Origin of the sequence: Methanobrevibacter sp. (genome assembly GCF_045644645.1) — an archaeon.
Classification (GTDB): Archaea; Methanobacteriota; Methanobacteria; order Methanobacteriales; family Methanobacteriaceae; genus Methanocatella.
Genome location: NZ_JAZRHE010000024.1, coordinates 1 through 21,668 on the forward strand (window position 1 = coordinate 1; position 21,668 = coordinate 21,668).

The window sequence follows — 21,668 nt, forward strand, 5'->3', positions numbered from 1 at the left end:
TTAATGTTTCTTCTAGCTGCATGAATTAAATGATTACCACCAATAGATGCCGCATCACCATCACCAGTGAATACAACAACGTCCAAATCCTTATTGGCTGTTTTTAATCCAGTTGCAAAACTTAATGCCCTTCCGTGAGTAGTGTGAAGGGAATCGCATTTTAAATAACCCGGAATTCTTGAAGAACATCCAATACCTGAAACCATTGCAATATTATCGAAATCCATTTCAGCTTTTTCCATAGCCGCCAAAAATGCATTGATAATGGCACCGTTTCCACAACCCGGGCAGAAAATGTGGGGCAATCTATCTTCTCTTAAATAAGGGAGAAATCTATTTTGTTTATGTTCGCTCATTTTAGTTTCCTCCTATTTTATCAATTTTTGCCAATATTTCATCTGGAGTTGGCAATAACCCTCCAATAACGCCCATCAAATGAACATTATTGTTCCTTTTACATACGCGGTCGATTTCATAATACATCTGACCCAAATTCATTTCAACAACAAGCACATCCCTTGCATTTGCTGTCAGTTCCTGAATCTGTTCGACAGGGAACGGCCATGGAGTGTCCAGCTTAATATAACCAACTTTTTTATCTGTCTTATTTACTGCTTCAACAACAGACCTGACCGGAGCACCATAAGATATGACAATAAGATCTGCATCTTCACAGTTTTCGGATTTTACAGAGCATATCTTATCCCTGTTATTTAAAACCTTATCACAAATCCTTTGAACTAGTTTATCATGAGTTTCAGGATTGTTTGTATCCGGATAACCTCTCTCATCGTGAGTAAGTCCAGTCACGTGAATATTAAATCCATCACCAAATGCAGGCATAGGGGTTGTTCCATTTTCAATATTTTCAAACGGCAAATAATCATCTGATTTTTCTGGTCTTTTTCTTGGAACGACTTCAATATCGTCTTCAACAATGATCTTTTCTCTCATGTGCCCAATGACTTCATCAGCCATTACAAATACAGGACACCTGTACTCTTCCGCCAGATTGAATGCTTTAATTGTAAAATCAAAGAATTCCTGTACGCTTGATGGGGATAATGCGATTGGTTCGTAGTCCCCATGAGATCCCCAACGAGCCTGCATCATATCACTTTGTGAAGCCATGGTAGGCTGGGCTGTTGAAGGGGAACCCCTTTGAACATCAACAATTACAATAGGAGTTTCACTCATGAATGCATAACCAATATTTTCCTGCATTAATGAAATACCCGGTCCTGAAGTTGCTGTCATTGACTTTGTTCCTCCCCATGAACCGCCAATAATGGCACCAGCAGATGCAATTTCATCTTCCATTTGAACAAATGAACCACCTACTTTTGGCAATTCTCTTGCTAAAGTTTCTGCAACTTCAGTAGATGGAGTAATTGGATAACCTGCAAAAAATCTGCAACCTGCAGCTATTGCTCCTTTAGCACATGCCTCATTTCCTTGAATAAAAAATTCTTCAGCCATTTCTATTTCTCCTTTGTAAAGTTGGGATTGAAATTAACGTCATTGTCTTCTTTCATCCACCAGTTTTCAACCAAATCCACTGTTATAGCCTGGTCAGGACATGCCACTTCACATGTGCCGCATTTAGTGCATCTCTCTTCAAACTTAACGAAAGGCAATTGGACTCCTTTTTTATTAGTTTCAGGAGATATCGCATAAACATTCTTATAGCACATGAATAAGCAAAGATGACATCCCTTACATAAATTCTCATCAATAATAATCAATTTTAAAATCTCCTAGCAATATTCATACATAAATATAGAATGTATATATGTTTGTTATTATACATTTAAATATCTTATGAGAACGTGACTGTAAAGTAATTATGTCTTAAAATATTTATTTTTGCTGAAAAATTTTTTTAATAAAAAATAAATCCTAAAATTACTTTAATCTTATAAATCCTAATAATCATCAGTTATTTTAATCAAAAATATTTATATTCCATTTTATACATCCTGTTTTATTCCTCCAATATCTGGCTGTTTTTTAGTGCAAAAAGAGCAGTCAACCCTGCGTTTAATTGAAAGTGGATTTGGTCATTTTCAATGTTGTCTGCAAACCCCCATTGCTTTAGTTCGTCGCATTAACATTACCCATTCCGATTCTTCGATTTGATTTGGATTGCTGACATATTCCATTTTGAAATTCCAATATAAACAGATTCCTTTAAAAGTAAATTTAATTACTATCATCCCTAAAGTTAATAATAATGAGGTGTTGGCTATGGGTTTTAGAGACAAGCTTAAAAACGTATTCGGATCCGGCAAAAAGGAGGATATCAAAACCGACAATCCTGATGAAAAAATGAACGACAAATCAGAGCCCATTAAAAATTTAGATCCCGACAACAATTCAAATGTGAAAGAAGATGTTGATTCCACAGATTCACGGGATGACTACACTAATGGCGAAATGCAGGATATGCCAGCACAAAATCCTCAAATTAGAAACTTTCAATATCTTGTTGACCTAATCAATAGCGGCACTAAAGAAATAGTCTTGGACTCGGATATAGAAATTGCATATGGAGAATATGAGATTATTTCGGGACCTGTTGATTATTTTGAAAGGGATAAATACATCCATGCAAATAGGGGGATATTCATAAATTCTGATGTTGTTATAGATGGACAGGGACATAGCATTGATGCTTCTGGATTTAAAAGAATAATATACATTATTCAAGGCAATGTAACTTTAAAAAACATTATATTCAAAAACGGATATAGCCAAGAAATATCAGGCCCAATAATCGACGGTCAAGGCGGTGCAATCCACAACAAAGGCAATTTGACATTAATCAATTGTATTTTTGAAGGCAACTCTTCTAAAACGGAGGCGGGTGCGATTTTCAATGATGGCAATGCCAATTTAAACATTATTTCATGCAAGTTCCTGAATAATTCTGCTCAAGGGGCATCAGCCATCAAGAATTATGGTAAATTAACCTTGACCAACTGTACATTTAATGGAAATGAATCGAAGGAAAGCTGTTTGATAGTCACTGACAATTTGCCCCAATTGATTGGTGGGGGAATAGTCAAAAAAACATTTGGAAGACATGATGACGCATTTTTGGATTGTTATGGATGCAAATTCTCCAACAACAAATCACATGGTGATGCTCTTGTAATAGAGACTGGAAGCTATACTCGAATTGTGAATTCGAATTTCATATTAAATGAAAATCCGAAAGAAGGACATATCATCTATCAGTATGATCAGGGCTCCCACAATGATAAGTATGGGGACAATCACACCTTAGTGATTATGGGTGCTTCTTTTTCATGTAATTCAGGAATTGTCAAGGTCGAAAAGGGATTTTGCAATCTGGAAAATATGATTTTGGATATCGTTCCCTCTGATTATGCAGTTTCAAATATCAATGCTTCAGTTTCAATAAATGGGATAAAATTCAAAGGGCATGCCGAAAACCTGATATACAACAATGGCATATTGAAGATTAATAAAAGGGACAACCTCGAAGAATTTATTACTTCAACAGAAAATTCAACCATCAAATACTACACAGATTCAATCCCTGCGGATTGGAAAGGCTTTGAATATCTAGACGGCCTTATCGCCAAATCCAATGGGGAGGTCCATCTTGATTGCGACATTACAATGCATGATGTGGAGCAAAGCTTCTATGAGGGAGGCATTGAATTAAGTCAGGACAATCTGTTGATTGACGGCGAAGGCCATACAATCGATGCATCACACTTTTCAAGAATATTCAATGTATGCGGAGAGAACATAAAATTAAAAAACATCAGATTCAAGAATGGATTGTATTTCAAGCATTATATGGATTCAGTAGACAATGGTGGAGGAGTGATTAATGTTATACAGGGTGCTTCTTTAAAAATACAGGATTGTGAATTCATAGGCAATGCTTCTAGAAATTCTGGAGGTGTCCTTTTTAACAAAGGCACTTTGGAAATATGCGATTCGAATTTTGAAGACAATTTCGCTTTAAGGTATGGTGGCGTAGTAAACAACAAGTCAGAATTAACTATAGATAAGTGTGAATTTAAGGCAAATGAAGTTATATGGGAAGGCGGTGTAGTAAATAATCATGGAAACTTGAAAATCACCACTTCAACTTTCAACAACAACAATGCCGGCGGAGACTATAACGGCGCCGGCGGAGGAGTCATAAAAAATATAATGGGCAGGGCCAATGTTTATGATTCTCTTTTTAAGAAAAATTCCACCGGCGATGAAGGAGGAGTTGTCAACAATTGGGGCGGCAGTGCACAGATGACAAAATGCACATTCGAGGACAACAGTGCATACAATGGTGATGTAATATATAGCCAAGCTTATTTTGTTTATATTGACCGCTATGATTTTAACGAATGTGAATTCATTAACAACGATTCAACATTTGACAAGGATATAGAAGATTGACTGCCGTCAATGTTAACGGCATAATCAGCAGCGTTTGCATGTGTCAAGTGTCTTGCATTCATGGAAGCAACCTCATAAGATTATTCAATTTTGTAGCCATAACCCAACTATACCTAGGCCAATCACTTAAGGCATGACAAATTTACAGCCCCATGAAAACACACCAAAAAATAAAAATTTAATAGAAAAAAATCCAAAATTTAAATCATGAATCACTTAAAAACGCCAATTGCAAATGAAGATTTGGACAATCTTAATGTTGGAGACCAAATCACCATTTCCGGAACCATCTATACCGGCCGTGATGCAGCCCTTCCTCAGCTGGTTGAGCTGATAAAGGAAAATGAAGTCCCATTCGATTTGAACGGAAGCGTCATAATGCACACTGCATTCAGCGAAGCCGGAATTGCACCGACAACAAGCAGCAAGGTTGAAATCGAGTCCACCATCCCATTTTTAAGCGAAAATGGAGTGAAAATCCATATCGGAAAGGGGATGCTGAGCGATGAAACCGCCGAATCGTTAATGAAGAACAATTCCGTCTTTGTGATTACCCCTCCGGTTGCCGCATTGCTTACAAGCAAGGTTATTGAAAAGAAATGCGTTTTGTTTGAGTGGGAAGGCATGGAAGCAATGTATGAGCTAAAAGTGGAAAATATTCCCGGAATAATAGCAATACACAAAGGAGAAAAAATCTAATCCATGTTGATATCTCTCATGTAACGTGCAGGAACACCTGCAACAACCGTATTTTCAGCCACATCCTTTGTAACGACGGCTCCTGCCGCAACAATTGCACCACCACCAATGGAAACGCCCGCAAGAACTGTGACATTGGATCCAATCCATACGTCATTTCCTATCCTGATTGGAGCTGGAATCAGATTGCCCCTCTTTTTTGGATTTTCTTCATGGTTTAGCGTAGCCAAAACGACATTGTGGCCAATCAGTGCATTGTCTCCAATGTAGATTCCACCCTGGTCCTGGAATCTGCATCCCGAATTGATGAAAACGTTTTCTCCCAAATGGATGTTCTTTCCAAAATCCGTGGTGAATGGTGGAAAAACCCTAAAGTCATCGCTAACTTTCTTTCCAATCAATTCTGAAAATAATCCTCTGATTTCATCAAGGTCATGATATTTATAATTCAGCTCACATGTGATTTTTTGAGCTTGCTGAGAATAGTAATTGCATGTCTCGGTAGCTTCCTCATCCATTGTTAACGTTTTTCCTTCATTAAAAATAGCTAAAATTTCATCAAGTTCTAACATGGATGATAATTTATTGAAAATAGTATTTTAAGGTAATGATTAAAAAAAATAAGTAAAAGAGTTATTGTTAAAATAACTCAAGAAGAAAATCTATTCTTCATCCTCTTCATCATCGGAAGATTCTTCTCTTTTTTCGAATTCATCTACGAAATTAACTTTGGTGATCTCTTCGATGTTGTCCCAGATGTCTTTAGCTATTCTGAATCTTGCAAAGGTAACATCCATATAGGATTGTTGGTCAAATTTAGCCATTTCATCCAATTTAATGTTTGCAACACCATCAACTATGTTAATTTCGGTTTTATCGATGTCTACATTAGGGTTGGAGTAGTGTAACTCAATCATACTTTTGATTTTTTCTGCTTCGTCTTCAATGACTTCGCATACTTCAACATCGTAAATTAAATCTTTTCCTGCCAATTCATGGTTGAAATCGACTTTTACTCTTCCACCGTTAACAGTTAAGATTTTACCTGTTGATCCTTCAGAGTTGATTTTCATACCAGGAACAGGATTCATACCTTGTTTTCTGAATTCCTTGATTGGCACTAATTGGATTAATTTAGGATTGCGAGGGCCAAATGCATCATCGGAATCTACTTCAATGTGTTTGGTATCTCCAGCATCCAAACCTTTAATTGCTTCTTCAATAGCAGGCAATAAGTGGTTTCCTCCAACAACGATTGGAATTGGTTTGTAAGTTTTGTTTTCATCAAAAATTCCTGCTTCTTGTGCAACTTCATCATAAGTGGTGTCGAATACATCATCAGTTTCTTTAACTTTACCAGTAAAATTTACTCTAACAAAATCACCGTTATCTATAGCCATAAAAATTACGCTCCTTAATAATTTTGATTAAATAATTTGTTAATAAATATAACATTTTATAATTATATCAACCATCCCTTATTAAAGTTTTGTTCCCAATACTTTCCAAATGCTCTTACTAAAAAAATATTATAAAATAAAAACAAAACTATTTTCATGCAAAGAAGAGGGGCGGTCAATTTACCACTGCATGGGGGCCATCCTCCAAGATGGTTATTTTCCAGAATGGTTGATTTATCAGGCGCATTAGCATCAGTAATCATTGAAGAGTATAGTTTAAATGAATTTTTAAATAGAATTTCCAACCCCTACTGGTTTCAAGCATTTTCATGTGTTTTAGGTTTTGATTGGCACTCTTCTGGAACAACCACTACAACATTAGGTGCCTTGAAAGCATCACTGAGCCCTGAGGAACATGGCATCTATCTGACTGGAGGCAAAGGCTCCAAATCAAGGAAAACACCACAAGGAATTGAACATGCCGGAGAAGTGTTTAACTTAAAAACAAAAACAACAGAAAATCTGATCGAAACAAGCAAATTATCTGCCAAAATAGACAACTCCTGCATTCAAGATGGATACACTTTATACCAGCATAACTTTTTCATAACAGAAAAAGGAGACTGGGCTGTTGTCCAGCAGGGCCTAAACACCGAAACGAAATATGCCAGAAGATACCACTGGTTAGGTGAAAAGGTGGACAAACTCCTAAATGACCCCCATAGCGGAATATCATGTGATAAAAAAACTCCAAATACATTGAATATGTCTTCAAAGGATAGCGAGGAAGCTCAAAAGATAAGTGTTGACTTGATTAATGATAATCCAAATCATTTGAGACAATATTTTAAAAGGAAGGATAACCAAATGCTTTTGGAAGATTTTACAATGCCCCAACACCATCCCGTTTTAGATATGGACATTTCAGATAAGGAATTTGAAGTGCTAACAAAAGCCTGGGAAATACAGCCTGAAAATTACGAAGAACTGATTTTGCTTCAAGGAATCGGGCCTAAAAAAATAAGGGCGCTGGCTTTGATCTCTGATTTGGTTTATGGCGAACCCGCAAGTTGGAAAGACCCCGTAAAATACAGTTTTACACATGGAGGGAAAGACGGTTTTCCATATCCCGTTGACAGAGACGTTTATGACAATTCAATTGAAACAATACGGGATGCGCTCGACCAGGCAAAAATCAAAAAAGATGAAAAATTGAAAGCCATCAGACGGTTGGACGATTTCATCAGCTAGCGATTCTCATTATGGATATTGACGTTTTTTCCGTGGGCAGTCGGAATAACTTCCAAAACGGGATTTTCAAATTCCAATTCGAATTCCTTGCCATCCATCAACAGATGTTGGAATACCGCAAGGGATGAGACCTCAGAATGAGGTTGGGTTGTTACGGACACATTCCAGTCAGCAGCCTTATAAACCTTTCCGGGAACCTTGGAACCGCCGACTACAATCAATATATCTGAACCATCTTCCCTAACTTCAGGAGCGATTTCGTGAGCCTGTGAACCATACATTGTTAAATGTACCACTTTTCCACCATCAGCCTTCCATCTGTTAATGACACCCATGTAACTTTCAGTGTATTCGATTTCAAAGGATCCTCCAAACCTTGATGCAGTATCCCTTACATTTTCCATGAGTTTATTGTCCCTTTCACCTGCAAGGTATATTTTACTGGCCCCAAACGCACGGGCAGTCAAACATACGTGAGTTGTTATACGAGTATCCCTTTTTAATCTATGGTCCAATCTTAAAACATTAACATTCATAATATCATGAAAAAACAATTAATTTGTAAAAATAACTAATCTAATATTTCGGTTTGAAACATATAAATAATTTGCTTATAGATTGAATGATGAGAATACCACTTACCACTCTTAAAAGATATGCTCGGTCTTAACATTGGAAGGTGAAATTTTTGAAGGATACAAAATTAAAATTGGAGGTGAAACTATGCCACGCCGGTAAGTGGTATCACATCAAAACTAAATATGTAACACCTAATTAATAAATAAATGCTTTTTAAGGCACCAATATTGAAATAAAGATGTAAAATTAGATTAAAAATGAAAAATTAGAAGAAAAACAAAGCGGTTGCCATAAACAATAATGCCATCAAACGACCTACCTCATTGCTCATTCCCAAAACATCACCATTGGCAACACCGAAATTCCTTTGGGCAATCAATGCGATTATTACTCCGGAAAACATCGCGCCCAAAACTCCGCAAACACCAACAGTACCCCCCAATAAAAATGCGATGATTGCAACAATGAATGTTGACAACAAATATTTTGAAGGAGTGGTTTCAAAAATAAAATAGCTTCCTATTCCTGGAGTTAAAGGGATGGACAGCAATGCAGTAGTCATGAGAGATGTTTTCGCAACCATTTCACAAATTATTATTCCGAATATAAAATTATAATCCAAGATATTGTAAATTCCGGCAATTGTCAGAATTGCAACCAAAAACAAAGTTGCAACACCTCCTGCTCCAACGGAAAAGTCCTTCATCACTTCAATTTTACGCTTAGGATCGCCGTGGACCATTACTCCATCGGCCATGTCCATAACACCGTCCAAATGATTATATCCTGTGATAATCATTAAAAATGCATAGACAATGGCTGCGGTGAAAAATGAATTTAGATGCAGGAAATTCAAACAGGCATAACCGCAGATTGCAGCAATCACACCTATGAACAGATGTATGAATGGCCAACACCAGGTCAACTTGGTCATGTACTCAATTGATGTATAAACACGAATTGGCAGTATTGTAGAAAATGTTAAAAGCCCTAAAATAGATTTGATGGGGGAAAATTCCTCATCTTCAAAGTAATTATCATCTTCCATATCCATTCCTCAATATAATTAACATCAGTTAAATCTTCACTGACATACATTATATCCAACATAGTATATTATACTTATTACTGGAACAGTACAACCTGCGGAAAAAATGGTTTATTAAAAGAATAAGAAAGAAATCCATTAAATTTTATAAGCATATTAATGTTTTTTTTAACTTTCAGGTTTGGAATATCCTCAGAACATATCATTCTTCAAATATTCTGGTCATGCACCCTGCAATCAAACCCGCAAAGATGTCGTCCAACATAGGCGGCAAACCATAGATAATGCCCGGTTTTGCTTCATGATACCTTTTAAAATTAAAAGCTGCCTTTGTTCCGGCAATTTGATTTGAAATGGCTAATCCCAATACATCTCCAGTGTATAAATAATCCCTGCTGCCAATTTCCCTAATGCGGTTTCCGCTCAAGTCCTGCTCGGTTCTCATTGCAGCGGCAAGAAGTGCTATGACATCAATATCAGTTAAAGATTTAAGAATTTGAGCCTCCATCTTTTGTTTCAATTCATCAGTGACTTCAACATCTTCAACAAGCTCCATTCCTGCATCAACCAAATCCCCTATGAGAATTCCTTCAGCCACAAAATAGTCTAAAATACCGAAAGTCAATTCAAACTTTTCAAATGCATCCTCAATACTTATCTCGACTGCATCCTCTATGCGAAGTTTCAAGTCCCTGAAATCAACCTCATCATATCTGGCATTGTTAATGTCCAAACTTTGGGAATCCCCTTTTGGAACATTTGAAAGCACTGCAAGAAAATCATCCGTGTTTAAAATATTTTGAATATGCAATGGCAATGCCATATTTGCCAACACCTTAGCTTTAATGTTTGCTACAATTTTGAATACAGACAACAAATCCTTTGGAGATAAAACCTTATCAATATAAAGAATATGGCTCAAATTAATCCTTGCCTCAACAAATCCCCTTGAAGAGTTTGCAACCTTAAGATGAGTGGTGAAATCTTCAACAGACACACCGCTTGCCATGAATGTGAAAAGAGTCAAATCACCATAACAGTTCTTAAAATAATTTAAGGATTCTGTTGCCTGAGCTATATAGGAACCTTGAGACTGGTTAAATGTTTCCGCCCTTTTGGCGGTCGCTCTGAAATCATCCTTTGCTTTAATGACATTGACATTTTCAACAATGTCGATACCGTCGCTTACGGTAAAGTTGCTGAAAGCTAAAAAATGTTCCGGATTGTTAATGCAAATCCCATAATCTTTTTCAGTGATATTCATCTTCATGTTGTAACCTAACATATATGTATATTAATTATTTAATTTAAATTCTATATTATATTTAGTTAAAGGACATATTATCATGACAATTATTATTGACCCACAATCTAGCGGAATAGCTGGAAATATGATTATTGGAGCACTTGTGGATTTAGGTGCCGATGAAGATGAATTAAAAGAGATAATGGAAAAATCAGCTAATCCCTTTGGCAAAATTGAAGTGACATTCAATAAGGTTACCAAAAAAGGAATCACAGCCACTTTTTGCCATGTTGAAATGCTTGAGCACAAACATTCAGTTAAATATAGCGAATTTATTGAAAGCATAAATAGTTCGGAAATTGATGAAAAAGTAAAGGAAACTTCAATCAAAGTATTTGAAAGAATAGCCAAGGCAGAATCAAAAATCCATGGTAAAAATATTGAAGATGTTCATTTTCATGAAGTTGGAGCTAGTGATGCAGTAGCTGATGTAATCGGGTCAATATATGCTTACTATTCACTTAATATGGATAAACAAAAAGTCATTGGTCTTCCAATAGCTGTTGGAGGGGGAAGGATAAAAACTTCACATGGAATCCTGCCGGTTCCCGTTCCTGCCGTTTTAGAAATTGCAAAAGATGCAAAAATAGTTGGAGGGCCTGTAGATGATGAGCTTGCAACACCGACAGGATGTGCAATTTATGCTGAAATCTGTGATGAAATAAAAGATTTCATTCCACAGACAAAACCTAAAAAAATAGGATATGGCGCCGGAAAGAAAGATTTTGACCATCCAAATATCTTAAGAATTATCGAATCAACAGACATCACACAAAGCGATGAAATTGATGTTATCGAAACAAATCTTGATCACTTAACCGGTGAAGAAATCGGATACCTGTTTGACAAACTTCTGGACTTGGGAGCCAGTGACGTTTCCATAACTCCAATCATAATGAAGAAAAATCGTCAGGGAAGCCTTTTGAAAGTAATATCCCCTAAAAAAAATAGGGAAACTTTAATAAAAGCCATTTTTAAAGAAACTGGAAGTTTAGGAATTAGGATATTACCAAATTTGCACAGAGGACTGGCTAAAAGAGAATTTATCAAAAAAGAATTTGAAATTCAAGGCGAAACTTTTGAAGTGACATTTAAGGTTGGATACATTAACGGAGAAATTATCTCATCAAGACCGGAATATGAAGATTTGAAAAGAATATCCCAAAAAACAGACATTCCATTAATAAAAGTTAAAGAGTTGGTAAGATGAAAAAGGCCATTTCTGTCTTATCCGGAGGTCTTGACTGTACTGTTGCAACAAGCGTCTATGCAAAAGAATATGAAATTCATGCAATTACATTTAATTATGGTCAAAAGGCATTCGAACAGGAATTACGAGCTTCAAAGGCCATATGTGAAAAGATGGGATTTGAGCATACAGTAATTGACCTTCCATGGCTAGCCCAAATCAGCAACTCAACTTTAAACACTGATGAGGATATTCCCGAAGTCAGTGAAGAAGACTTGGATGATATAAAAAAAGGCAGAAAAACCGCAAGCAGCGTTTGGGTTCCGGCAAGAAATATGGCATTTACCTCCATTGCAACATCATATGCCGAAAGCATTGGTGCTGAAATAATAATTGTTGGATGGGATGCCGAAGAAGCCGCAACATTTCCCGACAATTCAAAAGAATTTTTAAATGCATTTAACGAATTAATAAAAATAGGTTCACCGGAAAATATTAAAATTGAAGCACCAGCAATTGATTTAAATAAAGAGGAAATTGTTAAGTTAGGTCTTGAAGTTGGTGCTCCAATGGAATTAAGCTATTCCTGCTATACTGGCAGAGACAAACATTGCGGTGTTTGTGAAAGTTGTATGAGGCGGAAACGAGCATTCAAAAAATTAAAGATAAAAGACTTGGCAGAATATGAACAATGACTAGTCATATTTTCTTAAATTTTCTTTCCAATCAACATCATCCAAATCCATATCCTCCCTCAGGGCATTTGTAGCGCATTCAATAGAACAATACAAATCTTCAACCCCTTCCTTTGATTTTCTATAGTTGGCGACTCTTGATTTTCTAATTCCAATATTGCCCGCTTCGGAATAGGAGTCTATATCTGCACCAATGAAAATAAATTCCCACTTATGATTATTGATCATGTTGCGAATTTGTGGCTTTGAATACTCGACAGATGCATTTTCCATCCCATCGGTCATAATGACAAACAATACCCTGTTTTCGATTTTATGATTAAGGGTTGTGATTGTTTTTCCAATTGCATCCAAAAGAGCTGTGCAACCTCTTACATAGTATTCGTCTTCAGTTAAGTCACTGACATCATTAATCGGTTTTCTTTCATAAAGAACTTCATACTGATCGTCAAACAGGATTGCAGTTACATTTGTATTTAACTCTTTTTTTCTTTCCTTTTGGATGAATGAATTGAATCCTCCGATTGTATCCTCCTCAGAGCCATGCATTGATCCGCTTCTATCTATCAAAAATATTAAATCGAGGTCTTCGCTTGGAGTCCTACTTACCATGTTTTTTCACTTCCCTTGGATTTTTTGGTTTTTATAAATACTTTGTTAATAAGTTGTTAATAACTTACACACAATATATATACGGAAAGTGGTATATAAAGTTTTCTAAAAAATAATTAAAAATAAAAATTAAAAATTAAAAAAAAGAAGTTAGTCTAATTTTTTTAAGACCTTTAATCCATCATCAGACAATCTATAAAGACGACCTTTCTTAACTTCAGGATTAATGCATTCAACAATCTCATTTTCCCTTAACTGTTTTAATACATTAGAAATATGATTCGGTAAAATATTACAATCGGCTGAAATCTCCCTAGGCATTTTAGCTTCAGTATTAAGAGATTTTACAACTTTAAGCCTATATGTAGACTTGTTAACATATCTAATCTTATCTTCCATAATTTCACCTTAATTAATCTTGTTTCCACAATTCATGCAAAAGGAATCACCTTCACCAACATCCGCACCGCAATTGGGGCATTTCAACTCAACATCAAAATGAGCTCCGCAGCCCGTGCAGAATTTATCATCCGCATCGGCAATAGCTCCACAGTTCTGACAATATTTTTTATCATCACTAATTAAATGAGACTTTTCAAATTCCTGTTTTGGAGTTGGAGTATCCCCTAAAACTGGAGATGAGTAAAAATCTTTTTGATTTTCAATTTCGTGAATCAATTCATTCATGACAGCTATTCTTTTGCTATCGGAAGGATGTGTTGAGAAAAAATCATGGTTATTTGGATTTCCGCCAGCCATACTTTGCCAAAATTGGGGGATTCCGGAAATATCATAACCTGCCCAGTGAATTATCATCATGCCAAGCTTGTCCGCTTCCAGTTCCTGATCCCTTCCCCAAGGATTCATTAAGAAAAACTGTGAACCCATACTTGCAACATTAGTGGCCGCCCGTGTAAGACCTCCAATTCCACCCAAACCGACAAGGTCCAGTGCAAAACTGCCAATCCAAGCAGCGGAAGTAATAGCATTCTGAGCATTTTGAGCACTAACCCGTGTCCTTGAGTGGTCTAAAAGTGCATGTGCCATTTCATGACCTAAAATAAAAGCAACTTTTTCTTCAGTGTTCGCAACAGAAAGGATGCCTGAAAACATCACAATTTTACCCCCAGGCATGCAAAATGCATTTACAGCATTATCTGCCACCAAATGAAAATCCCAATCATAATAATCCTCGGTATAATCACTTCTTCCAATCTGCGCCAAGTGATTCTCAACTGCTTGGATTAACCTAATAGCCACATTCCTAACTAACTGACCTTCCGGAGTGTTATCAAGAAGTTGGGCCTTATTAATCATTGAATAATACTCATTATATGATTCCTGTAAGAACTTATCATCATTAACAATGTCAAAATGGGATTTTCCAGTAAACGGATTAACACTACTCCTATCATCTTTTGCCATAAAACATCACATCCCTAATTAACTATATTATTATTTTGTGTTTAAAAAGTTTTTTAACGGATAACAGATATAATGATGAACATGAAAAAAATATTCCTAATCCTGATACTGTCCATTTTTCTTATGAGCTGTGTCTTTGCAAGCGGCAATAACGTTGAAATTAATGGAATTGACTTTAAAATACCTGTTCAGTATCAAGGTGGGGAATTATATAATGGAAAATACAGATTATACAATAATTTCACAATATCCTGCATTGATGGCAATGTTCCAAAATCAATTGGGCTTTGGGCCAGAGAACATAAGTTCAGTGAAGATGTAGAAATTGGAGACCATCCCGTTAGACATTTCAGCCAATACAACCAAGCTGTTAAAGGCAATCATTCACATGCCTATTTTGCATCAGGCAAATCAATTTATGAAATCTCATGGGCAGGTAAAGAAATCAATGAAGATATTGAGAACTTAATTAAAGATGCCCCATCCAGTGAAATAAGCAGTGCCGATTTTTACAATTGTCTGGATGAATCATTTGATACATACAAACAGGGAAAAATTAAACAAGACGAATTTGATGCCCAATATGACGATTTAGAAGCAGGATATAACTCTCAATTAAAGGAATCCGATATAGGGCAAAACAAACATGAAAACAACATGAACAAAATATTATTAACCTACCACAATAAGTAGATTAACAATCTTTGTTAATAAAATGTTACTGGTGCTTGAAACATGTACTGGTCTTTTTGGAATAACAATTATTACAACTTTGACAAATTGCTACCCCTTCACCCTTCTCTTTCCAATCTGCTAAAAAGTCTGCCTGAGCAACAAACGGCTTGGACATTGAAACAAACTCCACTTTTGAATTGTTCAACACATCATTAATTTTAGACATTTCTCTTAAAGATCCACCCAAAATAACTGGAATGTCCAGCGCATCTATTAAATCATCAGCATAAATTAAAAAGGGATGTCTTTCCCCTTTATCATAGATTTGTGAGATTGTGCGAGCAGTCAATTGAATGCTATCTGCACCCGCCTTTTCAAGCTCCATTGCAATAGCTATACTTTCATCAGCAGTGATTCCGCCTTTTCTGACATCCCATGGATTAATTCTGCAGCTTACATGCATATCCATAGTGTTTTTGATGACTTTGATTATTTCAGAAGAAATCCTCACGCGGTTTTCTGTGTTCCCACCATATTTGTCTTCCCTCTGATTAAAATAAGGATTCATGAATCTTGCCAAATAAAAATTATTCCCCATATTAATTTGAATTCCATCAAAACCTGCGAATGAAAATTTTTTAGCTGCCATTATAACTTCTGCTTGCAATTTTCTTATACCCTCTTGAGTAATTTCATTAGCTTCCACTTTTTGATTTTCACCATCATCATAGTAAAAAAAGGCCAATTGGCCTAAAATAGGAACATCATACTCATGTGCAATACCGGTGACCATTTTATAGTCTTTAATAAAGCCTTTATAGTTTAAACTGGTGGAATAAGGAAAAAATCTATCTTTATGGTCAAGTGCAAATATCTCAGAGACAATTGCCCCCACACCATTGCTTGCCATCTTTTCATATCTTTCGAAAATGGCAGGTGTTAAAAAACCGCCCTCCCCTGTTTCAGTTTCCCATGTCCCAGTTCTGACAATCCTGCTTTTAAGCTTTAAATCGCCTAATTGGCATTCATCAAAAATATCTTTCATAAAAAACTACTCCAAATAAAAATAAGATTAAAAAAAAAGTAAAATAAAGGTAATCTATTTGATTACCATTAATGTATCGCCGGCACTTACCGCATCACCAGGCTCTACAAAGATTTCTTCTACAACACCATTAACTTCAGATTGGATATCATTTTCCATCTTCATAGCTTCAATAACACAGATGGTGGAACCGGCAGTAACTTTATCTCCAACATTGACATTGAGTTTGATTACCATACCCTGCATTGAAGAAGTGATTCCTCCTTCAACAGGAGCAAATGCACCATTCTCTTTCTCTTCAAGTTCCATAAATCCTGTAGGCATGATTTTAACCTCATAAAGATCCCCATCAACTTCAACGTTATATTGTGTTGGAATTCCAATACCATCATCCTCATTAAATGAACGGGCCGGTTGAAGCTCTTCCTCTTCAGCTTCACCTTTAATGAATTTAGGTGCAATTGGAGGATATAATGCATAAGTTAATGCATCTTCATCAGATTTGACGAATCCTTTTTCTTCACCTTCAGATTTGAATTTGTCAAATTCGGGTTCAAGCAAATCTGCTGGCCTGCAAGTAATCACTTCTTCATCACCGATGATTTTACTTGCAATTTCCCCGTCAACCGGTGCCGGAGGCTTACCATACATTCCTTTCATGTATTCTTTAACTTCATTAGAAACTGTTTTGTATCTTTCCCCACCCAAAACATTCATTACAGATTGGATACCTACAATTTGACTAGTTGGAGTTACAAGAGGCGGGTATCCCATATCTTTTCTAACACGAGGCATTTCTTCAATTACGTCCCCATATCTGTCTAGCGCGTTTTGTTCTTTAAGTTGGGAAATCAAGTTTGAAAGCATTCCACCTGGAATTTGGTACAATAAAACATCAGCATCAATACTTTCAGAAATCGGATCTAAAATTCCGGAGTATTTCTCCTTAATATCGTCAAAGTATTTTTTAATATGAGCCAATAATTTTAAATCAAGACCAGTGTCAAATTCTGTGCCTTGCAATGCCGCAACCATACTTTCAGTCGGAGGTTGTGATGTTCCCCATGCAAGAGGTGAAATAGCAGTATCTAAAATATCAACACCCGCCTGACATGCTGCATAATAACTAATAGGAGTCATGCCGCTTGTACAGTGACAATGTAAATCTACAAGCAAATCAGTTTCTTCTTTTAATCTTGAAACCAAATCATAAGCAGCAGTAGGAGTAATTAAACCAGCCATATCCTTAATAGCTACTGAATCACAATCAAGCGCCTCTAAATTTTTTGCTAATTCTACAAAATCATCATTTGTATGGACCGGACTGATTGTATAACTTATAGTTCCTTGAACATGAGCCCCCTGGTCTTTAGCAACCTTAATTGCCTTTTCCATGTTCCTAATATCATTCAATGCATCGAAAACCCTAAAGATATCTACTCCATTTTCATATGATTTTTCAACGAATTTTTCCACAACATCGTCAGGATAATGTTTATAACCTACTAAATTCTGTCCTCTTAAAAGCATTTGAATAGGTGTTTTGTTAAATTCTGATTTTAATTGTCTTAATCTTTCCCAAGGGTCTTCATTCAAATATCTAATGCAAGTATCAAAAGTAGCTCCACCCCAAGCTTCTACTGAAAAATAACCTACTTTGTCCATTTCTTCTGCAATAGGAATCATGTCCCTAGTCCTCATCCTAGTTGCAAGTAAAGATTGGTGAGCATCCCTAAGTGCAGTTTCAGTAAATCTCACTTTAGCCATTATTTTACACCTCTTTAATGTTTATTAATTATCGTAAATTATCCAACTATAATATATGTTTTTTGTATTATATAAATTATACTAAAAAGTGAATACTAAATAATATCCAGAAGATAATAAAATAAAAAAAGAGCAATTTAGAACAAAGATTGTCCATTTATTCAATATTTGCTTTAAAAAATAAAATAAAAAAAGAATAATTGAAAAATTATCTTTCTAATTCACCAGAAATAAATTTTTCAACATTTTCATATGCTTCATCATCAGTGAATTGAACTGGAGGATGTTTCATAGTGTATGAAGAAATTGATGTTAACTGTCCGCCAATGCCTCTTTCCAAACCTATTTTACAGCATCTTACTGCATCAATAACACATCCTGCAGAGTTTGGAGAGTCTTCAACACTTAATCTAAGTTCAATGTTCATTGGAACATCTCCGAAAGTGCGGCCTTCCATTCTAAGGAAACATAACTTATTATCATTTTGCCATGGGACATAATCACTAGGCCCAATGTGAATATCACGGTCATCCATTCTTTCAGTTAAAACAGATTGTACAGCTTCAGTTTTGGACTCTTTTTTAGAATCCAATCTTTCCCTATTGAGCATATTTAGAAAATCAGTATTGCCTCCTGTGTTAATTTGATAAGTTCTATCTAATTTTACTCCTCTGTCCATAAACAAACTAGCTAATGTTCTGTGGGTGATAGTTGCTCCAATTTGGGCTTTAATATCATCCCCAACAATAGGAATTCCTTTTTCTCTGAATTTAGCATCCCATTCATCATCACTAACAATGAATACCGGCATGCAATTTACATAAGCGATTCCGGCATCAAGAGCACATTGCGCATAATATCTTGCAGCATCTTCAGATCCTACCGGCAAGTAGTTAACCAATATTTCAGCACCACTTTCCTTTAAAACACTGACAACATCCGCAGGCTCTTCATCACTTACAACAAAGGTATAATCATCATCATAATTAGACATGTGATCTGCAACACCATCCAAAACATGCCCCATACTTACTTTAACGTCATATTTTGGAATTTCTTTTTGGAAAATAGCTGTACAATTAGGTTTTGCAAAAATTGCTTCATCAATTGTCTTTCCAACTTTTCTCACATCCACATCAAAAGCTGCAACAACTTCAATGTCGCTAGGTTTGTATCCCCCAATTTCCCAATGCATAAGTCCTATTGCATCTTCCGGTTTTTTACCATCATAATAATGAATTCCTTGAATAAGAGAACTGGCGCAGTTTCCAATTCCCACAATTGCTATTTTAATTTTGTTCATTATAACACCATCTAATTAAAGTAATACTAATTAAATAAATATAATAGTAATATATATTTTAGATATAGTTTATAAAATTATTGCTTATGGGGGAAACTATGGATAAAATTCTTCTTATTTCCTTTTACTATAACCACAATAATGAAATTGCATCAAAAAGATTGCAAGGAATAGCCAAATATTTACCCAAATACGGTTGGCAACCCATCGTTATTGTCCCCCATACCCAAAACAGAACAGTCGAATTTACAGATGTTGAGGTCATTGAAACGGAATACAGAGATATGATTCCAAAATTCCTGCCAAAATCAGAATCAACATCAAATGACCTTCCAAATAGATTCATGTCAAAATCCGTTTCACTGGCGGGAGAGGTATTTGCTTATCCTGACGGCATGAAACACTGGTCCAAACCCGCCATCAAAACCTGCTCAGAGATTATTGAAAATGAAGAAATAAAAGGAATAATCTCATCCTCTTTTCCGATTACATCACACACAATAGCTCATGATTTAAAAGAGAAATACGGTATTCCATGGATTGCAGATTTAAGGGATTTATGGAATTCGAATCCATACATCAACCATACGTTTATAAGAAATTATTTTGAAAAAAGATTAGAATTGAAAACCCTTGAAAATGCTGATATTCTAACTACAACAACACCGCTTGCCAAAAAAACACTGCAGAACATACATCCTGCAAAAAAAATTGTTCATGTGGCTTCCGGTTATGACCTGGAAGATTTTAAAGGACTGAATCAGACTAAAAATACTGATAAATTGACGTTAATGTATGCGGGTTCACTTTACAATGGTAAAAGAGATCCTTCAATGCTATTTGAAGCCATCTCACAATTAATTAGTGAAAATAAAATTGATTCGAATAAAATAGCTATTGATTTTTACGGAGACACAACCAACCTGTCTGAATTATCACAAAAATACAATATACAGTCTAACGTCAACATTCATGGAAAAGTTAGCTATAGCGAAGTTCTTCAAAAGCAAATGAACAGCGATATTTTATTGCTAATTTCCTGGATGGATGAAAAGGAAAAAATGTTTATTCCCGGAAAAGTTTATGAGTATATGGGCTGTCAAAAACCAATTTTGTCGATAGGGCCTAAAGAAGGTTCACTTAACGAGCTAATAGAAAAAACAAATATCGGTTATCATACATCTTCTCTTGAAGATATTAAAAAAGCTATTTATGACTATTATTTAAAATATATTAATAACAAATTAACATATAATGGAAATGAATTTGCAGACGAATATTCCATGGAAAATACTGCAAACAATTTTTCAAAATTGCTTGGAGAAATACAATGAATCCATATATTGAAATATTAAGACCTGGAAATGCTCTAATGGGTGCAATAGCCATCATATTAATAGCAATTATTGATAGAACAATTAATATACCAATAATCCTTGCCATGCTTGCCGTGTTTTTTGAAACAGCAGCCGGAAATGTGATTAACGATTATTTTGATTATAAAATTGATATGATTAATAAGCCCGAAAGACCAATTCCCTCCGGAAGAATATCCCCCAAATCTGGAAGAAATTATGGTTACTTACAATTTTTACTTGGAACAATATGCGGATTTTTAATTAGCTATTTAACCAATAATTGGATTCCTTTTGTTATTGTTTTAATAGCAGACGTTATTCTTTATCTCTATGCATATAAATTAAAATCAACACCATTAATCGGAAATATAACTGTTGGATTTATGACCGGTTTTGGATTTGTATTTGGAGGGTTTACAATAAATAATCCCGAAATTATTACAACATCCATATTTTTAGGATTTTTTGCATTGGTAATGACTACTGCACGGGAAATTATTAAAGATATAGAAGATATAGAGGGAGACAAAGCCGAAGGAGCTAAAACATTACCTATTTTAATAGGTGAAAAAATCCCTGCAGTGCTAGCAGTGTGTTTAATCATAATCGATTGCATATTATGCCCACTTCTTTATTATTATCACATATTCGGTATTTACTATTTATTTGTAATAGCTATTGCAGTGATATTATTCATATACTCTGCAATATTGATATTAAAATCACAGGATAGGGAAACTGCACACAAAGCATCCAAATATTTAAAAATAGGAATGCTCATAGCGTTTGTATCATTCATATTTGGATCATTTTAAGTTATGCAATTCATTTTTTAAAAAAAGTATTAATTATTATAAAAACTAAAATAACAATGATTGA

23 protein-coding genes are annotated in these 21,668 nt (G+C 35.4%); 9 read left to right on the top strand and 14 right to left on the bottom strand.

Features of this window, described 5'->3' with window-relative positions; genetic code table 11:
* The 3 genes from ACKI4K_RS01625 to ACKI4K_RS01635 all read right to left on the bottom strand — a co-directional run.
* Positions 1-356: thiamine pyrophosphate-dependent enzyme (locus tag ACKI4K_RS01625; RefSeq protein ID WP_407421620.1), on the bottom strand; the 356-nt coding region annotated here is incomplete at its 3' end.
* Position 357: 1 nt separating this feature from the next.
* A complete protein-coding gene (locus ACKI4K_RS01630) occupies positions 358-1,479 on the bottom strand; it encodes a 2-oxoacid:acceptor oxidoreductase subunit alpha (protein ID WP_407421622.1) in 1,122 nt (373 codons plus the stop codon).
* Between the two features lie 2 nt (positions 1,480-1,481).
* On the bottom strand, positions 1,482-1,745 hold the full coding sequence (locus ACKI4K_RS01635) for a ferredoxin family protein (RefSeq protein ID WP_407421624.1): 264 nt from the start codon (positions 1,743-1,745) through the stop codon (positions 1,482-1,484).
* A 502-nt stretch (positions 1,746-2,247) separates the two neighbouring features.
* On the opposite strand from ACKI4K_RS01635, the gene ACKI4K_RS01640 reads away from it, so the two are divergent.
* The 3 genes from ACKI4K_RS01640 to ACKI4K_RS01650 all read left to right on the top strand — a co-directional run bounded on the left by ACKI4K_RS01640 (position 2,248) and on the right by ACKI4K_RS01650 (position 5,136).
* Complete coding sequence (locus ACKI4K_RS01640; RefSeq protein ID WP_407421626.1) at positions 2,248-4,437, top strand: right-handed parallel beta-helix repeat-containing protein; 2,190 nt, start codon at positions 2,248-2,250, stop codon at positions 4,435-4,437.
* The gene (locus tag ACKI4K_RS01645; protein ID WP_407421628.1) at positions 4,434-4,574 is read left to right on the top strand and encodes a hypothetical protein; all 141 of its coding nucleotides are present in this window, start codon (positions 4,434-4,436) and stop codon (positions 4,572-4,574) included. The genes ACKI4K_RS01640 and ACKI4K_RS01645 overlap by 4 nt, the downstream gene beginning before the upstream one ends.
* A 70-nt stretch (positions 4,575-4,644) precedes the next feature.
* Positions 4,645-5,136: a fumarate hydratase C-terminal domain-containing protein gene (locus tag ACKI4K_RS01650; protein ID WP_407421630.1), complete on the top strand. Its 492-nt coding sequence runs from the start codon at positions 4,645-4,647 to the stop codon at positions 5,134-5,136.
* Here the strand turns inward: ACKI4K_RS01650 and ACKI4K_RS01655 are convergent.
* On the bottom strand, positions 5,133-5,708 hold the full coding sequence (locus tag ACKI4K_RS01655; protein ID WP_407421632.1) for a DapH/DapD/GlmU-related protein: 576 nt from the start codon (positions 5,706-5,708) through the stop codon (positions 5,133-5,135). The genes ACKI4K_RS01650 and ACKI4K_RS01655 overlap by 4 nt on opposite strands.
* Before the next feature lie 90 nt (positions 5,709-5,798).
* Positions 5,799-6,536: a peptidylprolyl isomerase gene (locus ACKI4K_RS01660; protein WP_407421634.1), complete on the bottom strand. Its 738-nt coding sequence runs from the start codon at positions 6,534-6,536 to the stop codon at positions 5,799-5,801.
* Between the two features lie 156 nt (positions 6,537-6,692).
* On the opposite strand from ACKI4K_RS01660, the gene ACKI4K_RS01665 reads away from it, so the two are divergent.
* Complete coding sequence (locus ACKI4K_RS01665) at positions 6,693-7,787, top strand: DUF763 domain-containing protein (protein ID WP_407421636.1); 1,095 nt, start codon at positions 6,693-6,695, stop codon at positions 7,785-7,787.
* Here ACKI4K_RS01665 and ACKI4K_RS01670 read toward each other — a convergent pair.
* The 3 genes from ACKI4K_RS01670 to ACKI4K_RS01680 all read right to left on the bottom strand — a co-directional run bounded on the left by ACKI4K_RS01670 (position 7,784) and on the right by ACKI4K_RS01680 (position 10,684).
* Positions 7,784-8,326 (bottom strand): tRNA (cytidine(56)-2'-O)-methyltransferase, encoded by a 543-nt coding sequence (locus tag ACKI4K_RS01670; RefSeq protein WP_407421664.1) that lies wholly within the window; start codon positions 8,324-8,326, stop codon positions 7,784-7,786. The two genes, ACKI4K_RS01665 and ACKI4K_RS01670, sit on opposite strands and share 4 nt — an antisense overlap.
* A gap of 305 nt (positions 8,327-8,631) precedes the next feature.
* The gene (gene cobS, locus ACKI4K_RS01675; RefSeq protein ID WP_407421638.1) at positions 8,632-9,414 is read right to left on the bottom strand and encodes an adenosylcobinamide-GDP ribazoletransferase; all 783 of its coding nucleotides are present in this window, start codon (positions 9,412-9,414) and stop codon (positions 8,632-8,634) included.
* A 202-nt stretch (positions 9,415-9,616) separates the two neighbouring features.
* Positions 9,617-10,684: a phosphatidylglycerophosphatase gene (locus ACKI4K_RS01680; protein WP_407421640.1), complete on the bottom strand. Its 1,068-nt coding sequence runs from the start codon at positions 10,682-10,684 to the stop codon at positions 9,617-9,619.
* A gap of 76 nt (positions 10,685-10,760) precedes the next feature.
* On the opposite strand from ACKI4K_RS01680, the gene larC reads away from it, so the two are divergent.
* Positions 10,761-11,930: a nickel pincer cofactor biosynthesis protein LarC gene (gene larC, locus ACKI4K_RS01685; RefSeq protein WP_407421642.1), complete on the top strand. Its 1,170-nt coding sequence runs from the start codon at positions 10,761-10,763 to the stop codon at positions 11,928-11,930.
* Entirely contained in the window at positions 11,927-12,604 is a 678-nt protein-coding gene (gene queC, locus ACKI4K_RS01690) for a 7-cyano-7-deazaguanine synthase QueC (protein ID WP_407421644.1), read from the top strand. Before larC ends, queC begins: the two co-directional genes overlap by 4 nt.
* Here the strand turns inward: queC and ACKI4K_RS01695 are convergent, their stop codons facing one another.
* The 3 genes from ACKI4K_RS01695 to ACKI4K_RS01705 all read right to left on the bottom strand — a co-directional run bounded on the left by ACKI4K_RS01695 (position 12,605) and on the right by ACKI4K_RS01705 (position 14,641).
* Positions 12,605-13,216, bottom strand: a complete 612-nt coding sequence (locus ACKI4K_RS01695) for a vWA domain-containing protein (RefSeq protein WP_407421646.1) — start codon at positions 13,214-13,216, stop codon at positions 12,605-12,607.
* A 150-nt stretch (positions 13,217-13,366) separates the two neighbouring features.
* Positions 13,367-13,615, bottom strand: coding sequence for a transcriptional regulator (locus ACKI4K_RS01700; protein WP_407421648.1), 249 nt, complete (start codon positions 13,613-13,615; stop codon positions 13,367-13,369).
* Positions 13,616-13,624: 9 nt separating this feature from the next.
* Positions 13,625-14,641, bottom strand: a complete 1,017-nt coding sequence (locus ACKI4K_RS01705; protein WP_407421650.1) for a M48 family metallopeptidase — start codon at positions 14,639-14,641, stop codon at positions 13,625-13,627.
* 75 nt (positions 14,642-14,716) lie between these two features.
* Here ACKI4K_RS01705 and ACKI4K_RS01710 point away from each other — a divergent pair, with 75 nt between their 5' ends.
* Positions 14,717-15,334: a hypothetical protein gene (locus tag ACKI4K_RS01710; protein WP_407421652.1), complete on the top strand. Its 618-nt coding sequence runs from the start codon at positions 14,717-14,719 to the stop codon at positions 15,332-15,334.
* Between the two features lie 25 nt (positions 15,335-15,359).
* Here ACKI4K_RS01710 and ACKI4K_RS01715 read toward each other — a convergent pair whose 3' ends face one another.
* The 3 genes from ACKI4K_RS01715 to ACKI4K_RS01725 form a co-directional block, all read right to left on the bottom strand.
* Positions 15,360-16,361 carry an NADH-dependent flavin oxidoreductase gene (locus ACKI4K_RS01715; protein ID WP_407421654.1) on the bottom strand — a complete coding sequence of 334 codons (1,002 nt, stop codon included), beginning with the start codon at positions 16,359-16,361 and terminating at the stop codon, positions 15,360-15,362.
* 54 nt (positions 16,362-16,415) lie between these two features.
* A complete protein-coding gene (gene oadA, locus ACKI4K_RS01720) occupies positions 16,416-18,128 on the bottom strand; it encodes a sodium-extruding oxaloacetate decarboxylase subunit alpha (protein WP_407421656.1) in 1,713 nt (570 codons plus the stop codon).
* Positions 18,129-18,336: 208 nt separating this feature from the next.
* Positions 18,337-19,431 (bottom strand): inositol-3-phosphate synthase, encoded by a 1,095-nt coding sequence (locus ACKI4K_RS01725; RefSeq protein ID WP_407421658.1) that lies wholly within the window; start codon positions 19,429-19,431, stop codon positions 18,337-18,339.
* 98 nt (positions 19,432-19,529) lie between these two features.
* Here ACKI4K_RS01725 and ACKI4K_RS01730 point away from each other — a divergent pair, with 98 nt between their 5' ends.
* Together ACKI4K_RS01730 and ACKI4K_RS01735 are read left to right on the top strand one after the other, a co-directional pair.
* Positions 19,530-20,765 (top strand): glycosyltransferase, encoded by a 1,236-nt coding sequence (locus tag ACKI4K_RS01730; RefSeq protein WP_407421660.1) that lies wholly within the window; start codon positions 19,530-19,532, stop codon positions 20,763-20,765.
* Entirely contained in the window at positions 20,762-21,604 is an 843-nt protein-coding gene (locus ACKI4K_RS01735; RefSeq protein WP_407421662.1) for a UbiA family prenyltransferase, read from the top strand. Before ACKI4K_RS01730 ends, ACKI4K_RS01735 begins: the two co-directional genes overlap by 4 nt.
* The last annotated feature ends 64 nt before the right edge of the window (positions 21,605-21,668 follow it).

Bases quoted from the DNA above. Each gene is read 5' to 3' on its own strand.
- ACKI4K_RS01730 (WP_407421660.1), top strand. From the start codon at position 19,530: ATGGATAAAATTCTTCTTATTTCCTTTTACTATAACCACAATAATGAA.
- ACKI4K_RS01660 (WP_407421634.1), bottom strand. From the start codon at position 6,536: ATGGCTATAGATAACGGTGATTTTGTTAGAGTAAATTTTACTGGTAAA.
- ACKI4K_RS01640 (WP_407421626.1), top strand. From the start codon at position 2,248: ATGGGTTTTAGAGACAAGCTTAAAAACGTATTCGGATCCGGCAAAAAG.
- ACKI4K_RS01710 (WP_407421652.1), top strand. From the start codon at position 14,717: ATGAACATGAAAAAAATATTCCTAATCCTGATACTGTCCATTTTTCTT.
- ACKI4K_RS01665 (WP_407421636.1), top strand. From the start codon at position 6,693: ATGCAAAGAAGAGGGGCGGTCAATTTACCACTGCATGGGGGCCATCCT.
- ACKI4K_RS01725 (WP_407421658.1), bottom strand. From the start codon at position 19,431: ATGAACAAAATTAAAATAGCAATTGTGGGAATTGGAAACTGCGCCAGT.
- ACKI4K_RS01655 (WP_407421632.1), bottom strand. From the start codon at position 5,708: ATGTTAGAACTTGATGAAATTTTAGCTATTTTTAATGAAGGAAAAACG.
- ACKI4K_RS01695 (WP_407421646.1), bottom strand. From the start codon at position 13,216: ATGGTAAGTAGGACTCCAAGCGAAGACCTCGATTTAATATTTTTGATA.
- cobS (WP_407421638.1), bottom strand. From the start codon at position 9,414: ATGGAAGATGATAATTACTTTGAAGATGAGGAATTTTCCCCCATCAAA.
- larC (WP_407421642.1), top strand. From the start codon at position 10,761: ATGACAATTATTATTGACCCACAATCTAGCGGAATAGCTGGAAATATG.
- ACKI4K_RS01630 (WP_407421622.1), bottom strand. From the start codon at position 1,479: ATGGCTGAAGAATTTTTTATTCAAGGAAATGAGGCATGTGCTAAAGGA.
- queC (WP_407421644.1), top strand. From the start codon at position 11,927: ATGAAAAAGGCCATTTCTGTCTTATCCGGAGGTCTTGACTGTACTGTT.
- ACKI4K_RS01705 (WP_407421650.1), bottom strand. From the start codon at position 14,641: ATGGCAAAAGATGATAGGAGTAGTGTTAATCCGTTTACTGGAAAATCC.
- ACKI4K_RS01735 (WP_407421662.1), top strand. From the start codon at position 20,762: ATGAATCCATATATTGAAATATTAAGACCTGGAAATGCTCTAATGGGT.
- ACKI4K_RS01700 (WP_407421648.1), bottom strand. From the start codon at position 13,615: ATGGAAGATAAGATTAGATATGTTAACAAGTCTACATATAGGCTTAAA.
- ACKI4K_RS01680 (WP_407421640.1), bottom strand. From the start codon at position 10,684: ATGAAGATGAATATCACTGAAAAAGATTATGGGATTTGCATTAACAAT.
- oadA (WP_407421656.1), bottom strand. From the start codon at position 18,128: ATGGCTAAAGTGAGATTTACTGAAACTGCACTTAGGGATGCTCACCAA.
- ACKI4K_RS01650 (WP_407421630.1), top strand. From the start codon at position 4,645: ATGAATCACTTAAAAACGCCAATTGCAAATGAAGATTTGGACAATCTT.
- ACKI4K_RS01715 (WP_407421654.1), bottom strand. From the start codon at position 16,361: ATGAAAGATATTTTTGATGAATGCCAATTAGGCGATTTAAAGCTTAAA.